Below are 15,658 nucleotides of genomic sequence, written 5' to 3'. Positions count from 1 at the left end.
TTTTTTATAATTTATCAACATATTGCTTCGCTTCTAGTAAGGAAAAACCAAAAGCTTCTCTTACTCTCTTAACTGCTGTAATTTTTTTGCCTTCTTCTACAAGCTGGCGTAGTTCTTTATTAATTTCAGGTTCTCTTTCTATAATTCCCATTTCTTTCGTAATTAATTGTAATCTATCTTCAATTCTCTTTAAACGCGCATCATTTTTCTTTTCAATTGTAGTTAATTTTTCAGCGATATAAATGAAACCAACAGCTACTATCAGTATAACCATCCAGAATTCCATGAATGTTCCCCTTACTAACTTCCATTTGTTTTATTTCACTAACTTATGTAAATTTTACCACAGGACACATTTACTGTATAATACCACTATATCAAACTGTTAATAAAACCTATTATTTTAGGGGGACACTTTATGAAAAGATTTTTAAATACGTTACTTCAATTTGTAGTTCTTTCAATCGTGCTACATTTATTATTTGATATAGTTGGTTGGCTTGTTCTCAATGCACCAATTAAAAACAAACAAATCATTATTTCTTTAATAACAATCTCATGGGTTATGTACATATACCGAGACAAATTTTTTCAAAAGTTCACTTCAAACTAACTAAAAAAGAAAACACTTCATTGGTGAATGACGAAGTGTTTTCTTTTTTTACTACTGTATAATAAAAATAATATTCTGTCTTTAAAGAAAGGAGTCACCATGAACTTAAAAAGTAGCAATATATACGAGAAAATGAACCAATATTCCGTTGCAGGTTTAAGCCTCGCTGTTATATGTAATGGCAAACTAGATGAAGCGACTGCCTTTGGAACACTTGAAGCTAGAACAACTAGAGCTGTTACTACAAATTCTCTCTTTAATTCTTGTTCTATCAGCAAATTCATCACTACAATGCTAGTACTAACGTTATCAGATCAAGAAATCATACATTTAGATGAAGACATAAATGATAGACTCACATCTTGGAACATACCTACCAACCTATTTACCTCACAGAAAAAAGTCACCCTACGAAATTTATTAAGTCACCAATCTGGAATTATTGATCCTCCTAATAGTTTTGGACATTATACATTTGCACATGGGCGACCAAACATGTCTGAACTCCTTGCCGGTAAAACATCCTATTGCCCAGTACCGATAGAAATAACTTATAAACCAGAAAACGAATTTCACTACTCCGATGCAAACTTTTGTATTATTGAACTACTACTTGAAGATATTACAGGAAGATCATTTAGTCAGTTATTAGAAGAACACATCTTCCAGCCACTACAAATGAAAAATAGTACACTTTTCCCTCCAAAAGACATAGATAAAACCGATGTTTTTGCTTGCGGACATAATAAAGATAGAACTGTAACAAATGAGAAGTATCCATTTTATCCATTCGCAGCTGCTTCAGGTATTTGGACAACACCAACTGACTTATCAGCTTTAGTTATTGAAATCATTCATTCCTTACAAGGAAAGGGTAAACTAAAACTTTCTCAAAAATTAGTAATAGACATGATTTCTCCTCAAGGTTGCTCAAAATGGACTGGATTAGGTGTTTTTCTAGATGATTCTAATGAAGAATTACAGGTTTATTCACTCGGATGGGGCGTTGGATTTCAATGTATGATGGTTTGTTATCCATACTGCGGGAATGGTGCTGTTATTATGACCAATTCCGATTTAGGTGTTCATCAAATGGAAGGGATCATTGGTGAAGTTGTAAAAACGTTACCCTTATAATGAAAATAAAGAAGCTGTTCCTTCCAGCTTCTTTACCTATATAACATTTTTCGCAACAATTTTTATATGTTCTGGTGCGATAATCTCCGTTATACTTTCTTGGAAATCTTCCCGCAACATTTCTTCCAAATGTTCTAACTGCACTTCAACATGAGTGCATTCTAAATTATGTATATTTAACAGTGCATAATGATCTTTTTTCTTAATTACTAAATATTGATTTTCCTCTGTCACAAGTACAGAACCTAATCGGACCCCTAGTAAGCGTTGATCATCAAACTTCATAATTACTTCTCCTTCCCTCATATAAACAAAACTACAATGAAAATAATTACATTTATGGAAAAACACGCTTATTTAGACTATATCATAATTTACTAAAATAGAAATATCTTTTTCTGTTTTAATAAAAATCCCTATTCTTTCATATATTTCGATACAAAAAACTTTCTCAACATTTAATTCGAATTTTCAGTTTTTAATTCCGTGAAAATCTATTATAATAAAGTTAATAAATGTTTGACCTCTCCTAATTCATGTACATATGGATGATCAGTAGTTATCACTACTGATCTATTTTTTTGATTTCAGAAAGTACATACGCTGCATCCTTTCCTACACCACAAATAAGTGCGGAACCCCTTTGAGATTGCCATGGTAAACCGATATAATACAATCCTTTTACTGGACTGATTCCCTTTATATGATTAGGAAATCCATTCTCATTCACTGCCTGTTCAATTTCAATCCAATTATAATTTTGAATAAAACCAGTTGACCATATAATGCTTTCTGCACTATAAGTATCACCATTCTGAAACATGATGTTATTTCCTGATGCACTTACTACTTTTTCTTGCAGTTTAATTGCTCCATTACGAATAAGTTTCTTACCTTCAAAACCGAAAATAGGGTCCTTTCTCTTCTGAAACCATCTTCCCCTCTTTGTATTTATTTCAGCGTACAATAAACCCACTTTTTCTAGCAGATTAAAAATACTTTTTCCAAAAAGTTGTAACGGTAAAAACGTTAAAGGATGACTAATAGACACCGTAACTTCATGAGTCTTTGCCAGTTCTACTCCAATTTGCATTCCTGAATTCCCACCACCTACTACTAGTACTTTTCCCTTAGGAATTTGTGATGGTGATTTATATTGTGATGAATGTATTTGAAAAATATGTGATGATAGATTTGCTGAAACTGAGGGAATAAACGGTTGCTGAAAACCACCTGATGCGATAATAACTTTTTTCGTTTGTAAAATTTCTGTAGGAGTGTGTAATTCAAATATTTCTTTTTCTTTCTTTATCTTTAAAACTTCCGTTTGTAATTGTACCGGTAATTGAAAATGTCTTGCATATTCTTCTAAATAAGTTGCAATTTCATCTTTATATGGAAATTCATTTTTTTCACCTATTAACGTCATACCCGGCAAGCTACTGTAAGACCTTGAGGTAAAAAGCTGCAAAGAATCATATCGATTTCTCCATGAATCACCAACTCGTTTTCCTGCCTCAAGTAATAAAAAATTATTCCCTTCTTGCTTCAAGTAATATCCCATTGTTAATCCAGCTTGACCCGCCCCAATAATAATTAGATCTTTCATTCTAATCCCTCCTCTTCTTAAACATATGAATACTTGTTCATATATTCATACGTTTCCATAATCATAACATTTTCTTTTTATATGATTCAATATCTACTCAAAATAAAAAAGAGCAGTTTACCATAAAGTAAACTCCCCTTCATTCTATCTTCCCAGTCTTTAGCGCCTGTGCCCAGTCATATCTTTCTTGTTGAACAGCCAATCCAGCAGCTTCTTCCCAATTATAAGGAACTGAAATTTGTTCAATTGTCCATTCTCCCAAAACCTTTTCTATCACTACATATTTTGCATGCGGAGTTCCTGATTCCATTTTATGCATAACAGGTAACTCATCTTTGTATGCTGGAAGTCCTACACTTCCTGGATTTATAATGATCTTTCCGTTCGCTAAATAAACAACTCTAGGAATATGTGTATGACCACATACTATTATTTTTTGTTCTATATTTTGGAGTTGATCCATTATATTTTTTTCATTCTTTAATATTGCACCATTCTCATTCATCTCTTCTAACAAATACACTTCATCTGAAGTTGGCGTACCGTGACAACATAACATATCGTCTACAATAAATTGTGAAGGATGTTGTTTTAACCAACCTATATGATAATTTGTTAATTGATTTTGAACAAAAGTTAGTGTAGCAGATTGCTCTTGTATAGGTTCCCAAAGCATGCGATCACAATTGCCTTTAATATGTATCATCTCGCTACTCATTAATATTTCAATTGTCTCTAAAGGCTCTAACGGCCCATACACACTATCTCCTAGATTTATTATCATTTCGACCTTGCGACGTGTAATATCTTTTAATACCGATTTTAAAGCGTGACTATTTCCGTGGATATCTGAAATTATAGCTATTTTCATCTTAATCCCTACTTTAATATATTATTTATAAACATCTGCAGCCAATTCCCTCAAAACTTCTACATTCACTACTTCAAAACAACCATTGTTTTTCTTGATTATATTTTTATCACAAAAGAGATTCAAAGTACGTAATAAATGCCGATAACTCGTTCCTAACAACTCCGCTATTTCCGTTAAATTCCCACTAAACACAATTCTATTTTCATGCTGAACTGCTCGTTCTCCTGCTGCTAACATGTAACTCGCAAGTCTATTTTCAAGCGGATACAATAAATTAATTGTACTGTTTTTGGAAAGTCGGTTTAATTTATGTGCCAATGATCCGCAAATACATCTTAAAAATTTCGCATCATGAAATAGCTTATTTCTCACCTTTCCTAAAGGTAAACCCACACAATACGAATCTGCCATCACTTGTACATTTGAAGTAATCCTTTGGGAATGAATTAACTCCACATCTCCAAGTAACTGCAAACTATCATAAAAACACAGTAATACGGATTTCCCGTTACTTAATGTGTTAAACGCTTTCGCTTTTCCTTCAACAAAGAAATATAAATAATCTATCTCTTCATTTTCTCTACAAATAAACTCATTCTTTTTAAAAAATATAAGTTCCATATATGGCTTCATATCATGACTAAAAAATGAATCAATATTATTTTTCTTCATATACTCTGCTAATTTAATAGAATTACATACTTTCTTCATAGTTCCCCACCTTTACAACTCATCCCCATTGTAATCAAAATTTTCTTCTTCCACTATGACATATGTCATAACAATACACAATTTCAGCATGATACAGTCATTACAAATATGAAATACAAAGGGGATATTACATTGTATAACTTTCTTTCTGTCTTTATTGGTGTGCTCATCGCCGTTATGCTTCCATTGAATGGGATTTTATCTGAGTTAATTGGCAAGTACACAGCAAGCGTGGTCATTCACCTTGTCGGTTTAATTGCAGTTATCTTCATTTTAATCATAAACAAAAATAAAATTCGTTTCGATAAAAGTATTCCACTTTTTTTATATAGCGCTGGAGCGATTGGAGTATTCACTGTTCTTTTTAACAATATAAGTTTCTCCGTCCTTGGTGCTTCTATTACGATCGCATTAAGTTTACTCGGTCAATCTATTGCTTCCATCGTTATTGATCATTTCGGCTTATTAGGAATGAAAGTTGCAAAGTTTGAAAAGAAAAAACTAATTGGATTATGTTTCATCTCTTCTGGAATTATAATCATGACAATTTATTAATGGGGGCAAGAAAATGTTATATATTACGATCGCTATTTTAGCTGGTGTTTCTATCGTTGTTGCTAGAATTATTAACGCGAATTTAGCAAAGGAAATTGGAAACTGGGAAGGCACGTTTTTCAATTATATTACTGGATTATTTTTCTCTATGTTATTTTTAATTTTCAGTTCAGATTCATTGTATATCCCTATTCATACGTTGCAATCTATTCCTATCGCCGTATACTTAGGCGGATTAGTAGGAGTTATCGTTATTTCATTATCCAACTATATTACTCCTAAAATATCAGCCTTTTATTTAACATTACTCATCTTTATCGGACAATTATTTGCGGGGACTATTATTGATTTCTTCCTGACAAATGAACTCTCAATTGGTAAAGTTATCGGTGGCATTTTCGTATTAATTGGGCTCACTTACAATTTACTCATAGATCGCCCGATAAAAACTGTGAAGCATAACCAAGTTCAACTATAATACTTTACGCTTACCTATCATATATTAATAGAAAAGCTCTTCACACGAAGTAATAGAGAGGAGAAAATCCTATTAAAAAAATTATTTTATTGCTAGGTAGCGTATTAATTATTTCTGGAATTGCATGGTTTATAAACTCGGGAAAATCTATTCAAGATCTCTATACTGCAAATAAACCGAAAAAGAAAGCTACTATTATTTCAAGCTCGCGAGATCCAAATGAGCCCCCTGTTTTTTTAGGAAAACAGGAAATAAAAGATATACATGTAGAATCAATTAAAACAAAACAGGATATCTTTCTCACAAAAACAGATGAATTAAAAACGTTTATTAACAGTATGAATACCGCAAAAAAAGGTAAATTAACATTAGATGAAGAAGGATCAGACTTAATAGATTGTGATATGTGGATTACTTTCGAGGATGGAACTTATAAAAAATATTTCATATGGGTAGTTGATCATCACAGCAGCGAAGTGATGATTGCTCAGCAAGATACTCCTGATGATGTAAACCTTACGTACTATCAGTTAAACGAAGATAGTTCAAAAAAAGTTTATAATTTATTTAAAAAAATTATTTAAACGAAAAAGTCATGAGCACGCGAACTCATGACTTTTTGCACTATATATACTCCGGGAACACTCTACAACCCTTTTCCTGCTCTATATCATGACCAAAGAAAACAATCGGTTTCTCTTTTGTCACAACTTCTTTTAAGCGTTTGATTGAAGATAAAGCTAATTCTGGATCAAATCCTGCGAACGGCACTTCATCTTCAAAATTCTCTTTGGTGTACGATGCATCAATTGTTAATAAAACTGAACCGGATTGCTCCGTCTCAATGAATAGCGACTGATGGCCTGGAGAATGACCTGGCGTATACAATACTTGAACACCTGGTACCACTTCATAATCCCCTTCAATAATTTTGTAGTTCAAATGCGGTAATATACATTCTTTCATATATTCTTCTCTATAAAGTGCTGCCTCATATTCGGTTCGCTGCACAATAATCGGTGTATTTGTAAAAGCACCGTTTCCTCCTGCATGATCAAAATGTAAGTGAGAGCTAATAATATATAAAAGGTCGTCTGGCTCATACCCTACACGCTTTAATATATTCACGATTCTATCTTCTTCAGTCATTTTCGGTAAAATCTGTCCTTCAACAAATGTACCGTTAAAAAGCCCTTCATTATTAACTGCACTTTCTGGCATACCTGTGTCTACTAAAATAGGACCTTCTTCCGTCTCCAGAAGATAACACCACACCGGCAAGTTTAATAGTTTCCCCGGTGTTAACGCACTGTTAACAGACGAATGATCCAACATGCAACGACCTGCTGGGATGAAATAAAGTTTCTTTACTGTCATTATGTATCCACCTTTACATTTAGTTTTGGATAAAGTAATACAGTAAAAAATTCTTCTTTTTAGAAATAAACTCCTTCTAGACTATCAGTACAGCTTGCATAAAAAAGAGGGTATTTTTTTACATAGCAGTATTTCACCATCTATAATATAGAAGTAAAGGATTCTTACTTTAAATGAAACATTAACACCGATTAACGCTGAAAACTTAAAGAAAGCACATACACTACTTGAAAGCGGGCACACCATTGGGAAAATCGTATTAGAGAAATTTTAATCATGATAGCGACAGATAGTATGTGAAATTATACCAACGATTTTTCGAATATATCTATCATAACGTACAATATATCAACGATTTTTCAAATATATCTATCATAAATCAAATTATATCAACGATTCGACAAGGTATATCGATCTATCGACAAATAACAACAATAAGAAAAGGCTGTTCCAGATGAACAGCCTCTTCTTTATTTACTTGAAATCTCTTTATTATTTTGAACGTCTAACGGAGCTCGCTTTCCTATTCCGAAAGCATAGAAACTAATTGTAACGATAGCTAAGAAAATAATACCTACAACTAATGAAATGCGTGTATCATCGTTAAACCACATTCCGATTAATACCATAATTAAAAAGGCAATTGTTACATAGTTTGTTATAGGAGCAAATGGCATTTTGAACGGATGATCTTTCATCTCTGCTCCCTTTTCTTTTCTAAAATTAATTTGACTAATTAAAATGACAAACCATGGTACCATTCCAGGAAGTACACTCGCACTATATACATATACGAATAAGTTTTTCGGTGCGATGTAACTTAAAACAACACCAACCGCCAGACCGATAATTACGCCAACTGTACCGAATAAAGGTACACCATTTCCAGAAAGTTTCGTGAAATATTTCGGTGCTTGTCCATTTACACCTAACGTATAAAGCATACGACCAGCACTATAAATACCACTATTACAACCAGACATTGCTGCTGTAATAACAACGAAGTTAATTAATCCAGCTGCTGCCGTAATACCAACTTTCGCAAAAGTTGCTACGAACGGACTACCAATTGTACTTAATTGATCCCACGGATACACAGTTACAATAACGAAAATAGCACCGATGTAGAAAATTAAAATACGCCAAATTGTACTTTGAATCGCTCTTGTAAGTGTCTTCTTTGGATCCTTCGCTTCACCAGCAGTAATACCGATTAATTCCACACCTTGGTATGCACCAACTACAAGTGATAAAGCAAAGAAGAATCCTGAGAAACCACCTGTAAAGAAACCGCCATTTGACCAAAGATTAGATATGCCAATCGCTTCTCCGCCGTTACCAATTCCGAAGAAAATAAGGCCAAATCCTGCAATAATCATTAATAGAATCGTAACGATTTTAATCATCGCGAACCAAAATTCAAATTCACCAAATGACTTCACAGAAATTAAGTTAGCTGCACCAAGAATAACCATTGCAATTATACCTGGTATCCAAGCTGGTAAATCCGGGAACCAATATTGCATATACGCTCCAACCGCGATAATTTCTGACATCCCAACGATAACCCACTGGAACCAGTTACTCCACGCTGTCATATAACCAGCTAGTGGATGAATATACTTATGACCGAATGTCGCAAATGAGCCTGTACTTGGCTCCATATACAACATTTCTCCCATGGCACGCATGATGAAGAAGATGAAAATACCTGCAATTGCATAAGCAAGCATTACTGACGGACCTGTCCATTTAATTGTGCTGGCTGATCCCATAAACAAACCAACACCAATCGTTCCGCCTAAAGCAATCATTTGAATATGACGTGCTTCTAAACCTCTTTTCAATTCTTTGTTTGCCACTTCACTTCCCCCTCTTAGATGATTCATAGCCGCATTTTAACACAAGATGCTTTCCCCTAATTCCTTTCGACCCTGAAAATGATGAAGCAAACGTCATTTTACACTAGCTTTAAAGCTATCCTAAAATCTTTTTGTGCTCCTAATAAAATTCTCAGAACCTTTCATCTTCCAATATTCTATAAATCTTAAAATTACTTACCTTATATTAATTCATTAATCTGAAAAATTCAATTATTTTTTCAATAAATTATTATACATAAGTCTGATTAATTTTTAACTAAATTAACAATAAAATACATATATTCAATATGATTCCGGTATGTATATTATTACAATATAAATAACCGAGGAGAGCATCTCTTCCTCAGTTTCATATCTCAAATACTTCAACCTTTATAGTTAATAACGTAATTTCCCACACATTCAATTTATATACCAATGAGAAATTTAATATATTAATAAACTACTAACTTCTTTATCCCAGCAAAAATATAAAAGAGTCTCATTAAACAATGAGACTCTTTTACAATTTCATATTTAAATCGATTTCGAAGTTTGCTTACCAAAGATAAATACCCTAGTAAACACTGCCATTATAACTACAATAACTAGAAAATAAAATGGCATCACCAGTAACGAGCCCGTATGCAATTGACTCATTCCCCAAATTGTCATCGTTACAATTACATAGTATCCTAAGCTAAACAACGCTCCAGCTGTACCAATGACATCTTGAAAATCTACTAACGCTAAACTTAAACAATTAGGTAACGCTACTCCAATTCCTAATAGCAATATAAACATCGCTATTAAAAATACAACCATATATATTACATTCGGATTTGATCCCACAAACGTAATAACAGATAAAAGGATAGCTCCTCCTGTCATTACGAGACAACCGATATATATAATTTTCTCTGGTTTATAAGTAGCAAGTAAACGTTTCGAAACTTTCGCTCCAACAATAGAAGCAGAAGCAACAACAATTCCTAGAAATCCATACATACTAGGCGATAATTGAAAGTATTCAATAAAGATAAACGGCGCTTCTGCATAATAGCTAAATAAAACACCATTTGCTCCTCCAATTAATAGCCCATACGTTACTACTTTCGGATTTGTAATTAACTTCTTTAAGACTGAAAACACATTTATTTTATTCGTTACTGAGTCTGTCTTTGTTTCGGGAAGAGAAACAAATGTATACAGAAAAATTCCGACACTCATAACTACTAAACTTAAAAATACTATTTTAAATCCAAACATTTGATCAAGAAAGCCACCAATTAACGGTCCTATCGCTGGTGTAAAAGCAATGACTGCCGAGATTTGAGCAAACATAACATGCCTCTTATCCCCTTCTACACTTTCACGAAGAATCGTTTGCGTCACAACTGATCCTGCACTTGCTCCAAACGCTTGAATAAAACGACTTACCAATAAAACTTCAATGGAATTTGCAATAAAGCATAAGAAACTCCCAGTGCCATATACGACAATTCCAAATAACATTGCTGGGCGACGGCCAATTATATCTGATAGCCATCCAATAAAAAATACACCTAAAGCAAATCCAGCAAAATACACACTAAGCGTTAACTGCACCTCATTATTACTTACATGTAACGCCTTTGAAATGTCAGGTAACGACGGTGTGTAAATCGTTTCACTAATTTGCGGAAATGCGACAAGAACAATCATTAACAAAAGTGATGGTACTGAGACTTTTTTCATTTTTCATACCCTCCTATAACTTTGAAAATCTCAGAAATAAAAAGACTTTCCTTAGCTACGGAACAGGAGGGGCCATTATAGAAATCCGGTCATAAAACAACAAAGAAAACACCTCAATTACGTATGTTAATACTTATAGGAGGGTAATATTAACATCGATTTTTAAATATACTTTTTCAATTATATTACATATTACTTTTATTTTTCTAGTATTATCGTTCCGAATGTTCTTTTTATATTAACGAACAACTAATACATGCCATAGAAGATAACGACTTGATATAACCACCTTATTATGGAATAATTAGAAATAGTTTGAATTAATGAGCCTGATTATAAAATGATAAACTCATATATTCCTAATGTCATAAAGCTGAACAAGTAGGAGGACTTTCGTAATGATTGAAATTTTAAGGACAGTATTAAACTTTCTAATTTCTCTATTCTCAGGAGAATTACCAATTGTATATTATGTATGGATTATTAGCCTATTCCTAATTCAAATAACCCAATCTACTCTAAACTATAAACTCTTTAACAAGAAAGACAATTTCAGCACTTATATATTGGAAGGATTACTTGCTTTTATTATTTTATTGTTTGGAGGAATATTAGTATCTAAGTTACTTGCCTACATAATAGACGACCCTACTATTAGTATGACGAATTTAACACATTATTTTGTTTCTCTTATCATATTAACTATATTTGTTGTAATAACCTGTGTTAAAGACTTTATAGAAACATCTATAAAGAATAAAAATATCTCTCTTTTTAGCTTTTTAGTAATTTCCTTCATAACAAGTATACTTTCAGTCAAGTTTTTATCACCTTTAATTGAAAGTTCTTTTTCTCTTTCTAAATCTTTTATAACTACTTTAATCATTCTAGTAACCGTATCCATTCCTCTATTAATTTCTTTAGAGGAAAAATATGCAGGTGAAAAGGAAACAGAAAATTTATAGCTTCTCATTTACATAAAAGAAAGAGGGAGCTCCCCCCTTTCTTTTATATCGTTCTATTTCACAAGACTAAATCATTCCTTTTAATATTAATCCTAAAACTGACATTATTATCGTGCTAATAATAATTCGCAAAATCCAAGTAGTGTTTGTACTTATTTTTTCTAATTGCTTATTGATTGTTGCTATATCTTTCTCATTAATAGTGGTACGCGTTTCTAAATTTCGAATGTCTCTCATCATTTCTTTTTGCTCTGCCTTGAGACTATCAATTTTAGCATAAACATCTTCCATATATTCACACCCTCTGTTCATCTTAATAGAAAAATCTATATATATTATGAGACAACCCTCTTATCTGTGAATACATTGCGTACATTCGCGTACCAAATTTTTTTGTACAATCTAATTGAATTACTCACATGTTTCCATTCTTCTATTTATAAATTAGCGTTAAGATACATTAAAATTTTAAAAGGAACCCCTTGTTTATTTAACAACAAACAAGGTGCAATCCAACATTCGGGAGCACCTACGATAATTTCTATTGTTTTCATATTTACAACTCCATATAATCAGTATGATTTTCTGAAGAAGCCAATTTTTGAACTGCTTAAAGTATACTAATATGAATACGAAATAGCTGTATTGATAAACTCTCTAGAACAATAAATATACTGGCTGAAACGGATCTATATCCGATATTTTTTCCAGTAACATGAATGGTTATTTCTGATAAATGCGTTTGTACATCATTGTTTTCAAAAATTTCATCCTCAACCTTTACAATATCTGCTTCACAATCTACTTCTTTAAAAGTTTTCAATAATTTTGTTTCCAATAAACTACAATCAAAGCTCTCATCTTTTATTACGGCAAATTTAACCTTCATATCGATTTCCCCATTTTTAACAAACTAAAATCACTAAATCAATATAAATATATATTATTCTATTAAATAATTCAAAATATACGCTTCTTATATACATTATTAAAAATCAGTTCTAAAGAATTAAATAGTAGGCGTTCCACTAATCTTTCATATAATTCGTCTCTTAATTATTTTGCTCATTGCGCTTTTTTATTTTCCTCACTATTTCAACTAAACTTTCTGTAATAATACATATTTCAAATACATTATTTCCTTTCACTCATACTTTTATCATTGAGTTTTTATTCACAAATTCGTAACACATACATATGAGTTATCATGCTAAAATTAGTTTATTCACAAGAAGAAGTTCTTCTTAATAAATCAATAATTTTTAATACCCTGTTTAAAGCCTTGCCCCCTGCAAGGTTTTTTCCTATTTAAATAGAGTAGTAGTTTTCGTTATGCTTCTCTCCCCCTTGTTCCTTACCCTACAAATAATACTTCATATTTATTTTAATTTTTCAGCATCCGTACTCGCTCTGTTCGAGAGCTCTTTACCAAATATTCAATCTAATGATAAGATTGACCAAATTAATATTTTCGTCCATAACTGTATCAAAAAGTACACTAAAGAAAAAATAGCACTCTCACAATTAAGTAAACGCGAGCTTTTTCTTCTATCTACTTACTATTTAAGGTTAATAGTGATATAACCAGATTTTAAAATTCGACTTAAATTCATTGATGAATGGAGAGGTTTATATGAAATTGAAAGACAAAGTAGCAATCATAACTGGTGGAGCAAGTGGAATTGGCGAATCTACTGTTCGTCTTTTTATCGAAGAAGGTGCAAAAGTAGTTATTGCTGACTTTTCTGAACGTGGAAAAGAACTATCAGATGAATTGAATGCACATGGATATAATACGTTATTTATTAAAACTGATGTAACAAAAGAGGCAGATATTAAACAGCTAATTCATGAGACAGTAAGTACATACGGTAAATTAGATATTATGTATGCCAATGCCGGCGTTGCTGATGATGCACCGGCAAATGAATTATCCTATGAAAAATGGAAAAGAACTATTGATATTAATTTGTCTGGGGTATTCCTTTCTAATAAATATTCGATTGAACAATTCCTTAAACAAGGTACAGGTGGTGTCATCGTTAACGCTGGTTCGATTCATAGTTTTGTTTCATTACCTACCCCAACAGCATACTCCTCTGCAAAAGGTGGTGTGAAACTATTAACTCAAAATTTATGTACTGCCTACGCTAAATATGGAATACGTATTAATGCGGTGTGCCCCGGTTATATTGACACCCCTTTACTTGGTAGTGTTAATCCTGAACAGAAAGAATATTTAGCTTCACTTCATCCACAAGGCAGACTTGGAACACCAGAAGAAGTCGCTAAAGCTGTCTTATTTTTAGCAAGTGATGATGCTAGTTTTGTTAACGGTACAACACTTCTTGTTGATGGAGGCTATACTGCACGTTAATTTAAAAATTTTGAAGCCCCCTAAGAAATATATAGTCTTCAATAAAAAAAGCGCCATCACAAGTGACGGCGCTTTTCTATGTAAGAGCAACTAGAAGGTATCCTTCTAGCCTACTCCCATTTATAAGTCCAAAATTGTTCAAGTTGCAGCCATTTTAATGTTGCTGCATCTTTGTTTTTTATTTTTGCATGCGTGTCTTCAAGCATTGCTTCTGTTTGTGAACGGTGCGCACCTAATGCAGTTAATTTATGATCAAATACTTCACTAATGTTATTTACAACATCCGGTTCTCCTAATACTGCTTCACGATTTTTCGTAATCGCAACAGCATGAATAACTGGGCGCTCTTCTTTTGGCATACGTGATACAGCGCGAACGACAGCGCGGCCAAATGCATTATGATCTGGATGTACACCGTGCTCTGGATAAAATGTAATAATTCGAGATGGATTTACTTCTTGAATGATTGCTTCAATTTTGTCAGCAACGAAATCAACATCTTCAAATTCTAACGTTTTATCATGGAAGCCAAGCATTCTTAAATCTTTAATACCCATCGCTTCACAAGCATCTTTCAATTCTTTCTTACGGATATGTGGAATCGTTTCACGGTTAGCGAATACGTTCTTACCCATGTTACGTCCCATTTGTCCTAGAGTACCACATGCATATGTTACAGGTACTCCTTGATCTGTTAATAAGCGAATTGTTCCTCCCGCAGCATATGCTTCATCATCTGGATGCGGAAATACAACAAGTACATGTCTCTCCATAAGTTTCCCTCCTTCTTACTTAAATGGTGTTAAGCTTAACTCAAGTGCAACTGCTAGACGACCTAAATTATCATGTCCAGCTAATAATAAACGCTCTTGATCGTCTACTTCCCAGTGCGTAATACCTTCAGCATATACCCAACCGTGATCCATTTTCAGACCAACTCGGTATGGATTTGTTCCAGTTATCTTCCCGCGTTCAAAACGGATAATCGCATTTCGAATGAAAGCACCAACTGTCATCATCTTTTCATTTATGTGTGATGCATACGCTCCGTTTGTCGTTTCTAAATGAATATATACATCTTTATTTACAAAACGTTCAATTTCATTTTGAATAAGAGAACTATCTTTTACTATTTCCATCGGAATTCACCTCTTTAAACCATTTTACGCAAAAATAATGTAAATTGCTATCTCTATATTAGAGGACAACGCTCACTTTTCCTAATAATTTGCACTGTGTTTTTTATATTTTTTATATGATATGTAAAAAATACATTTTTTCCTTCACTTTGTTAAATAGTTTTCTTTCTTTTTTGAATTTGCTACAATATATTTTATCCCGTATTATTGCAGCGAGATACATT

General features: G+C 32.8%; 19 protein-coding genes and 1 pseudogene. 8 read left to right on the top strand and 12 right to left on the bottom strand.

Annotated features, from left to right (window positions below; translation table 11 throughout):
* Nucleotides 1-4 precede the first annotated feature (4 nt).
* Complete coding sequence (locus tag MKY38_RS05175; RefSeq protein WP_000397724.1) at nt 5-286, bottom strand: hypothetical protein; 282 nt, start codon at nt 284-286, stop codon at nt 5-7.
* A gap of 132 nt (nt 287-418) precedes the next feature.
* Here MKY38_RS05175 and MKY38_RS05170 point away from each other — a divergent pair, with 132 nt between their 5' ends.
* The gene (locus MKY38_RS05170) at nt 419-613 is read left to right on the top strand and encodes a hypothetical protein (protein WP_025708838.1); all 195 of its coding nucleotides are present in this window, start codon (nt 419-421) and stop codon (nt 611-613) included.
* A gap of 99 nt (nt 614-712) precedes the next feature.
* On the top strand, nt 713-1,750 hold the full coding sequence (locus MKY38_RS05165) for a serine hydrolase domain-containing protein (protein ID WP_341048277.1): 1,038 nt from the start codon (nt 713-715) through the stop codon (nt 1,748-1,750).
* A 36-nt stretch (nt 1,751-1,786) separates the two neighbouring features.
* On the opposite strand, the gene MKY38_RS05160 is transcribed toward MKY38_RS05165, so the two are convergent.
* The 4 genes from MKY38_RS05160 to yeiL form a co-directional block, all read right to left on the bottom strand.
* Entirely contained in the window at nt 1,787-2,035 is a 249-nt protein-coding gene (locus MKY38_RS05160) for a hypothetical protein (protein WP_000666948.1), read from the bottom strand.
* Between the two features lie 280 nt (nt 2,036-2,315).
* Nucleotides 2,316-3,359 carry a flavin-containing monooxygenase gene (locus MKY38_RS05155; RefSeq protein WP_341048276.1) on the bottom strand — a complete coding sequence of 348 codons (1,044 nt, stop codon included), beginning with the start codon at nt 3,357-3,359 and terminating at the stop codon, nt 2,316-2,318.
* A 139-nt stretch (nt 3,360-3,498) separates the two neighbouring features.
* On the bottom strand, nt 3,499-4,230 hold the full coding sequence (locus MKY38_RS05150) for a metallophosphoesterase family protein (protein ID WP_000684254.1): 732 nt from the start codon (nt 4,228-4,230) through the stop codon (nt 3,499-3,501).
* A gap of 21 nt (nt 4,231-4,251) precedes the next feature.
* On the bottom strand, nt 4,252-4,944 hold the full coding sequence (gene yeiL / locus MKY38_RS05145; RefSeq protein ID WP_000754829.1) for a transcriptional regulator YeiL: 693 nt from the start codon (nt 4,942-4,944) through the stop codon (nt 4,252-4,254).
* Nucleotides 4,945-5,052: 108 nt separating this feature from the next.
* Between yeiL and MKY38_RS05140 the strand changes: the two genes are divergently transcribed.
* The 3 genes from MKY38_RS05140 (at nt 5,053) to MKY38_RS05130 (ending at nt 6,561) form a co-directional block, all read left to right on the top strand.
* The gene (locus MKY38_RS05140) at nt 5,053-5,499 is read left to right on the top strand and encodes a DMT family transporter (RefSeq protein ID WP_002039063.1); all 447 of its coding nucleotides are present in this window, start codon (nt 5,053-5,055) and stop codon (nt 5,497-5,499) included.
* Nucleotides 5,500-5,512: 13 nt separating this feature from the next.
* A complete protein-coding gene (locus tag MKY38_RS05135) occupies nt 5,513-5,977 on the top strand; it encodes a DMT family transporter (protein ID WP_000965812.1) in 465 nt (154 codons plus the stop codon).
* Between the two features lie 89 nt (nt 5,978-6,066).
* Nucleotides 6,067-6,561: a hypothetical protein gene (locus MKY38_RS05130; protein WP_000901701.1), complete on the top strand. Its 495-nt coding sequence runs from the start codon at nt 6,067-6,069 to the stop codon at nt 6,559-6,561.
* Between the two features lie 40 nt (nt 6,562-6,601).
* On the opposite strand, the gene aiiA is transcribed toward MKY38_RS05130, so the two are convergent.
* Nucleotides 6,602-7,354, bottom strand: coding sequence for a quorum-quenching N-acyl homoserine lactonase AiiA (aiiA, locus tag MKY38_RS05125; protein ID WP_065224184.1), 753 nt, complete (start codon nt 7,352-7,354; stop codon nt 6,602-6,604).
* A gap of 166 nt (nt 7,355-7,520) precedes the next feature.
* Here aiiA and MKY38_RS05120 point away from each other — a divergent pair.
* Nucleotides 7,521-7,628, top strand: a pseudogene (locus tag MKY38_RS05120) (zinc-binding alcohol dehydrogenase family protein); the annotation flags it as partial.
* 196 nt (nt 7,629-7,824) lie between these two features.
* On the opposite strand, the gene MKY38_RS05115 reads toward MKY38_RS05120, so the two are convergent.
* Together MKY38_RS05115 and MKY38_RS05110 are read right to left on the bottom strand one after the other, a co-directional pair.
* Nucleotides 7,825-9,216 (bottom strand): amino acid permease, encoded by a 1,392-nt coding sequence (locus MKY38_RS05115; protein ID WP_065224183.1) that lies wholly within the window; start codon nt 9,214-9,216, stop codon nt 7,825-7,827.
* A gap of 537 nt (nt 9,217-9,753) precedes the next feature.
* On the bottom strand, nt 9,754-10,953 hold the full coding sequence (locus tag MKY38_RS05110; RefSeq protein ID WP_065224182.1) for a multidrug effflux MFS transporter: 1,200 nt from the start codon (nt 10,951-10,953) through the stop codon (nt 9,754-9,756).
* Nucleotides 10,954-11,351: 398 nt separating this feature from the next.
* On the opposite strand from MKY38_RS05110, the gene MKY38_RS05105 reads away from it, so the two are divergent.
* Nucleotides 11,352-11,918: a DUF5823 family protein gene (locus MKY38_RS05105; protein ID WP_070180374.1), complete on the top strand. Its 567-nt coding sequence runs from the start codon at nt 11,352-11,354 to the stop codon at nt 11,916-11,918.
* Nucleotides 11,919-11,984: 66 nt separating this feature from the next.
* On the opposite strand, the gene MKY38_RS05100 is transcribed toward MKY38_RS05105, so the two are convergent.
* Together MKY38_RS05100 and MKY38_RS05095 are read right to left on the bottom strand one after the other, a co-directional pair.
* The gene (locus tag MKY38_RS05100) at nt 11,985-12,209 is read right to left on the bottom strand and encodes a hemolysin XhlA family protein (protein ID WP_000390471.1); all 225 of its coding nucleotides are present in this window, start codon (nt 12,207-12,209) and stop codon (nt 11,985-11,987) included.
* A gap of 319 nt (nt 12,210-12,528) precedes the next feature.
* Nucleotides 12,529-12,807: a hypothetical protein gene (locus MKY38_RS05095; protein ID WP_000865018.1), complete on the bottom strand. Its 279-nt coding sequence runs from the start codon at nt 12,805-12,807 to the stop codon at nt 12,529-12,531.
* Between the two features lie 744 nt (nt 12,808-13,551).
* Here MKY38_RS05095 and MKY38_RS05090 point away from each other — a divergent pair.
* Nucleotides 13,552-14,295 (top strand): SDR family NAD(P)-dependent oxidoreductase, encoded by a 744-nt coding sequence (locus tag MKY38_RS05090; RefSeq protein WP_000768020.1) that lies wholly within the window; start codon nt 13,552-13,554, stop codon nt 14,293-14,295.
* 110 nt (nt 14,296-14,405) lie between these two features.
* Here MKY38_RS05090 and bshB2 read toward each other — a convergent pair whose 3' ends face one another.
* Together bshB2 and MKY38_RS05080 are read right to left on the bottom strand one after the other, a co-directional pair.
* The gene (gene bshB2 / locus MKY38_RS05085) at nt 14,406-15,068 is read right to left on the bottom strand and encodes a bacillithiol biosynthesis deacetylase BshB2 (protein WP_000439483.1); all 663 of its coding nucleotides are present in this window, start codon (nt 15,066-15,068) and stop codon (nt 14,406-14,408) included.
* A gap of 15 nt (nt 15,069-15,083) precedes the next feature.
* Nucleotides 15,084-15,434, bottom strand: coding sequence for a YojF family protein (locus tag MKY38_RS05080; RefSeq protein WP_000407045.1), 351 nt, complete (start codon nt 15,432-15,434; stop codon nt 15,084-15,086).
* Between the last annotated feature and the right edge of the window lie 224 nt (nt 15,435-15,658).

It is taken from the genome of Bacillus sp. FSL R5-0585 (assembly GCF_038004545.1).
GTDB classification, from domain to species: Bacteria; Bacillota; Bacilli; order Bacillales; family Bacillaceae_G; genus Bacillus_A; species Bacillus_A cereus.
This window is presented reverse-complemented; position numbering and strand designations above follow the sequence as displayed.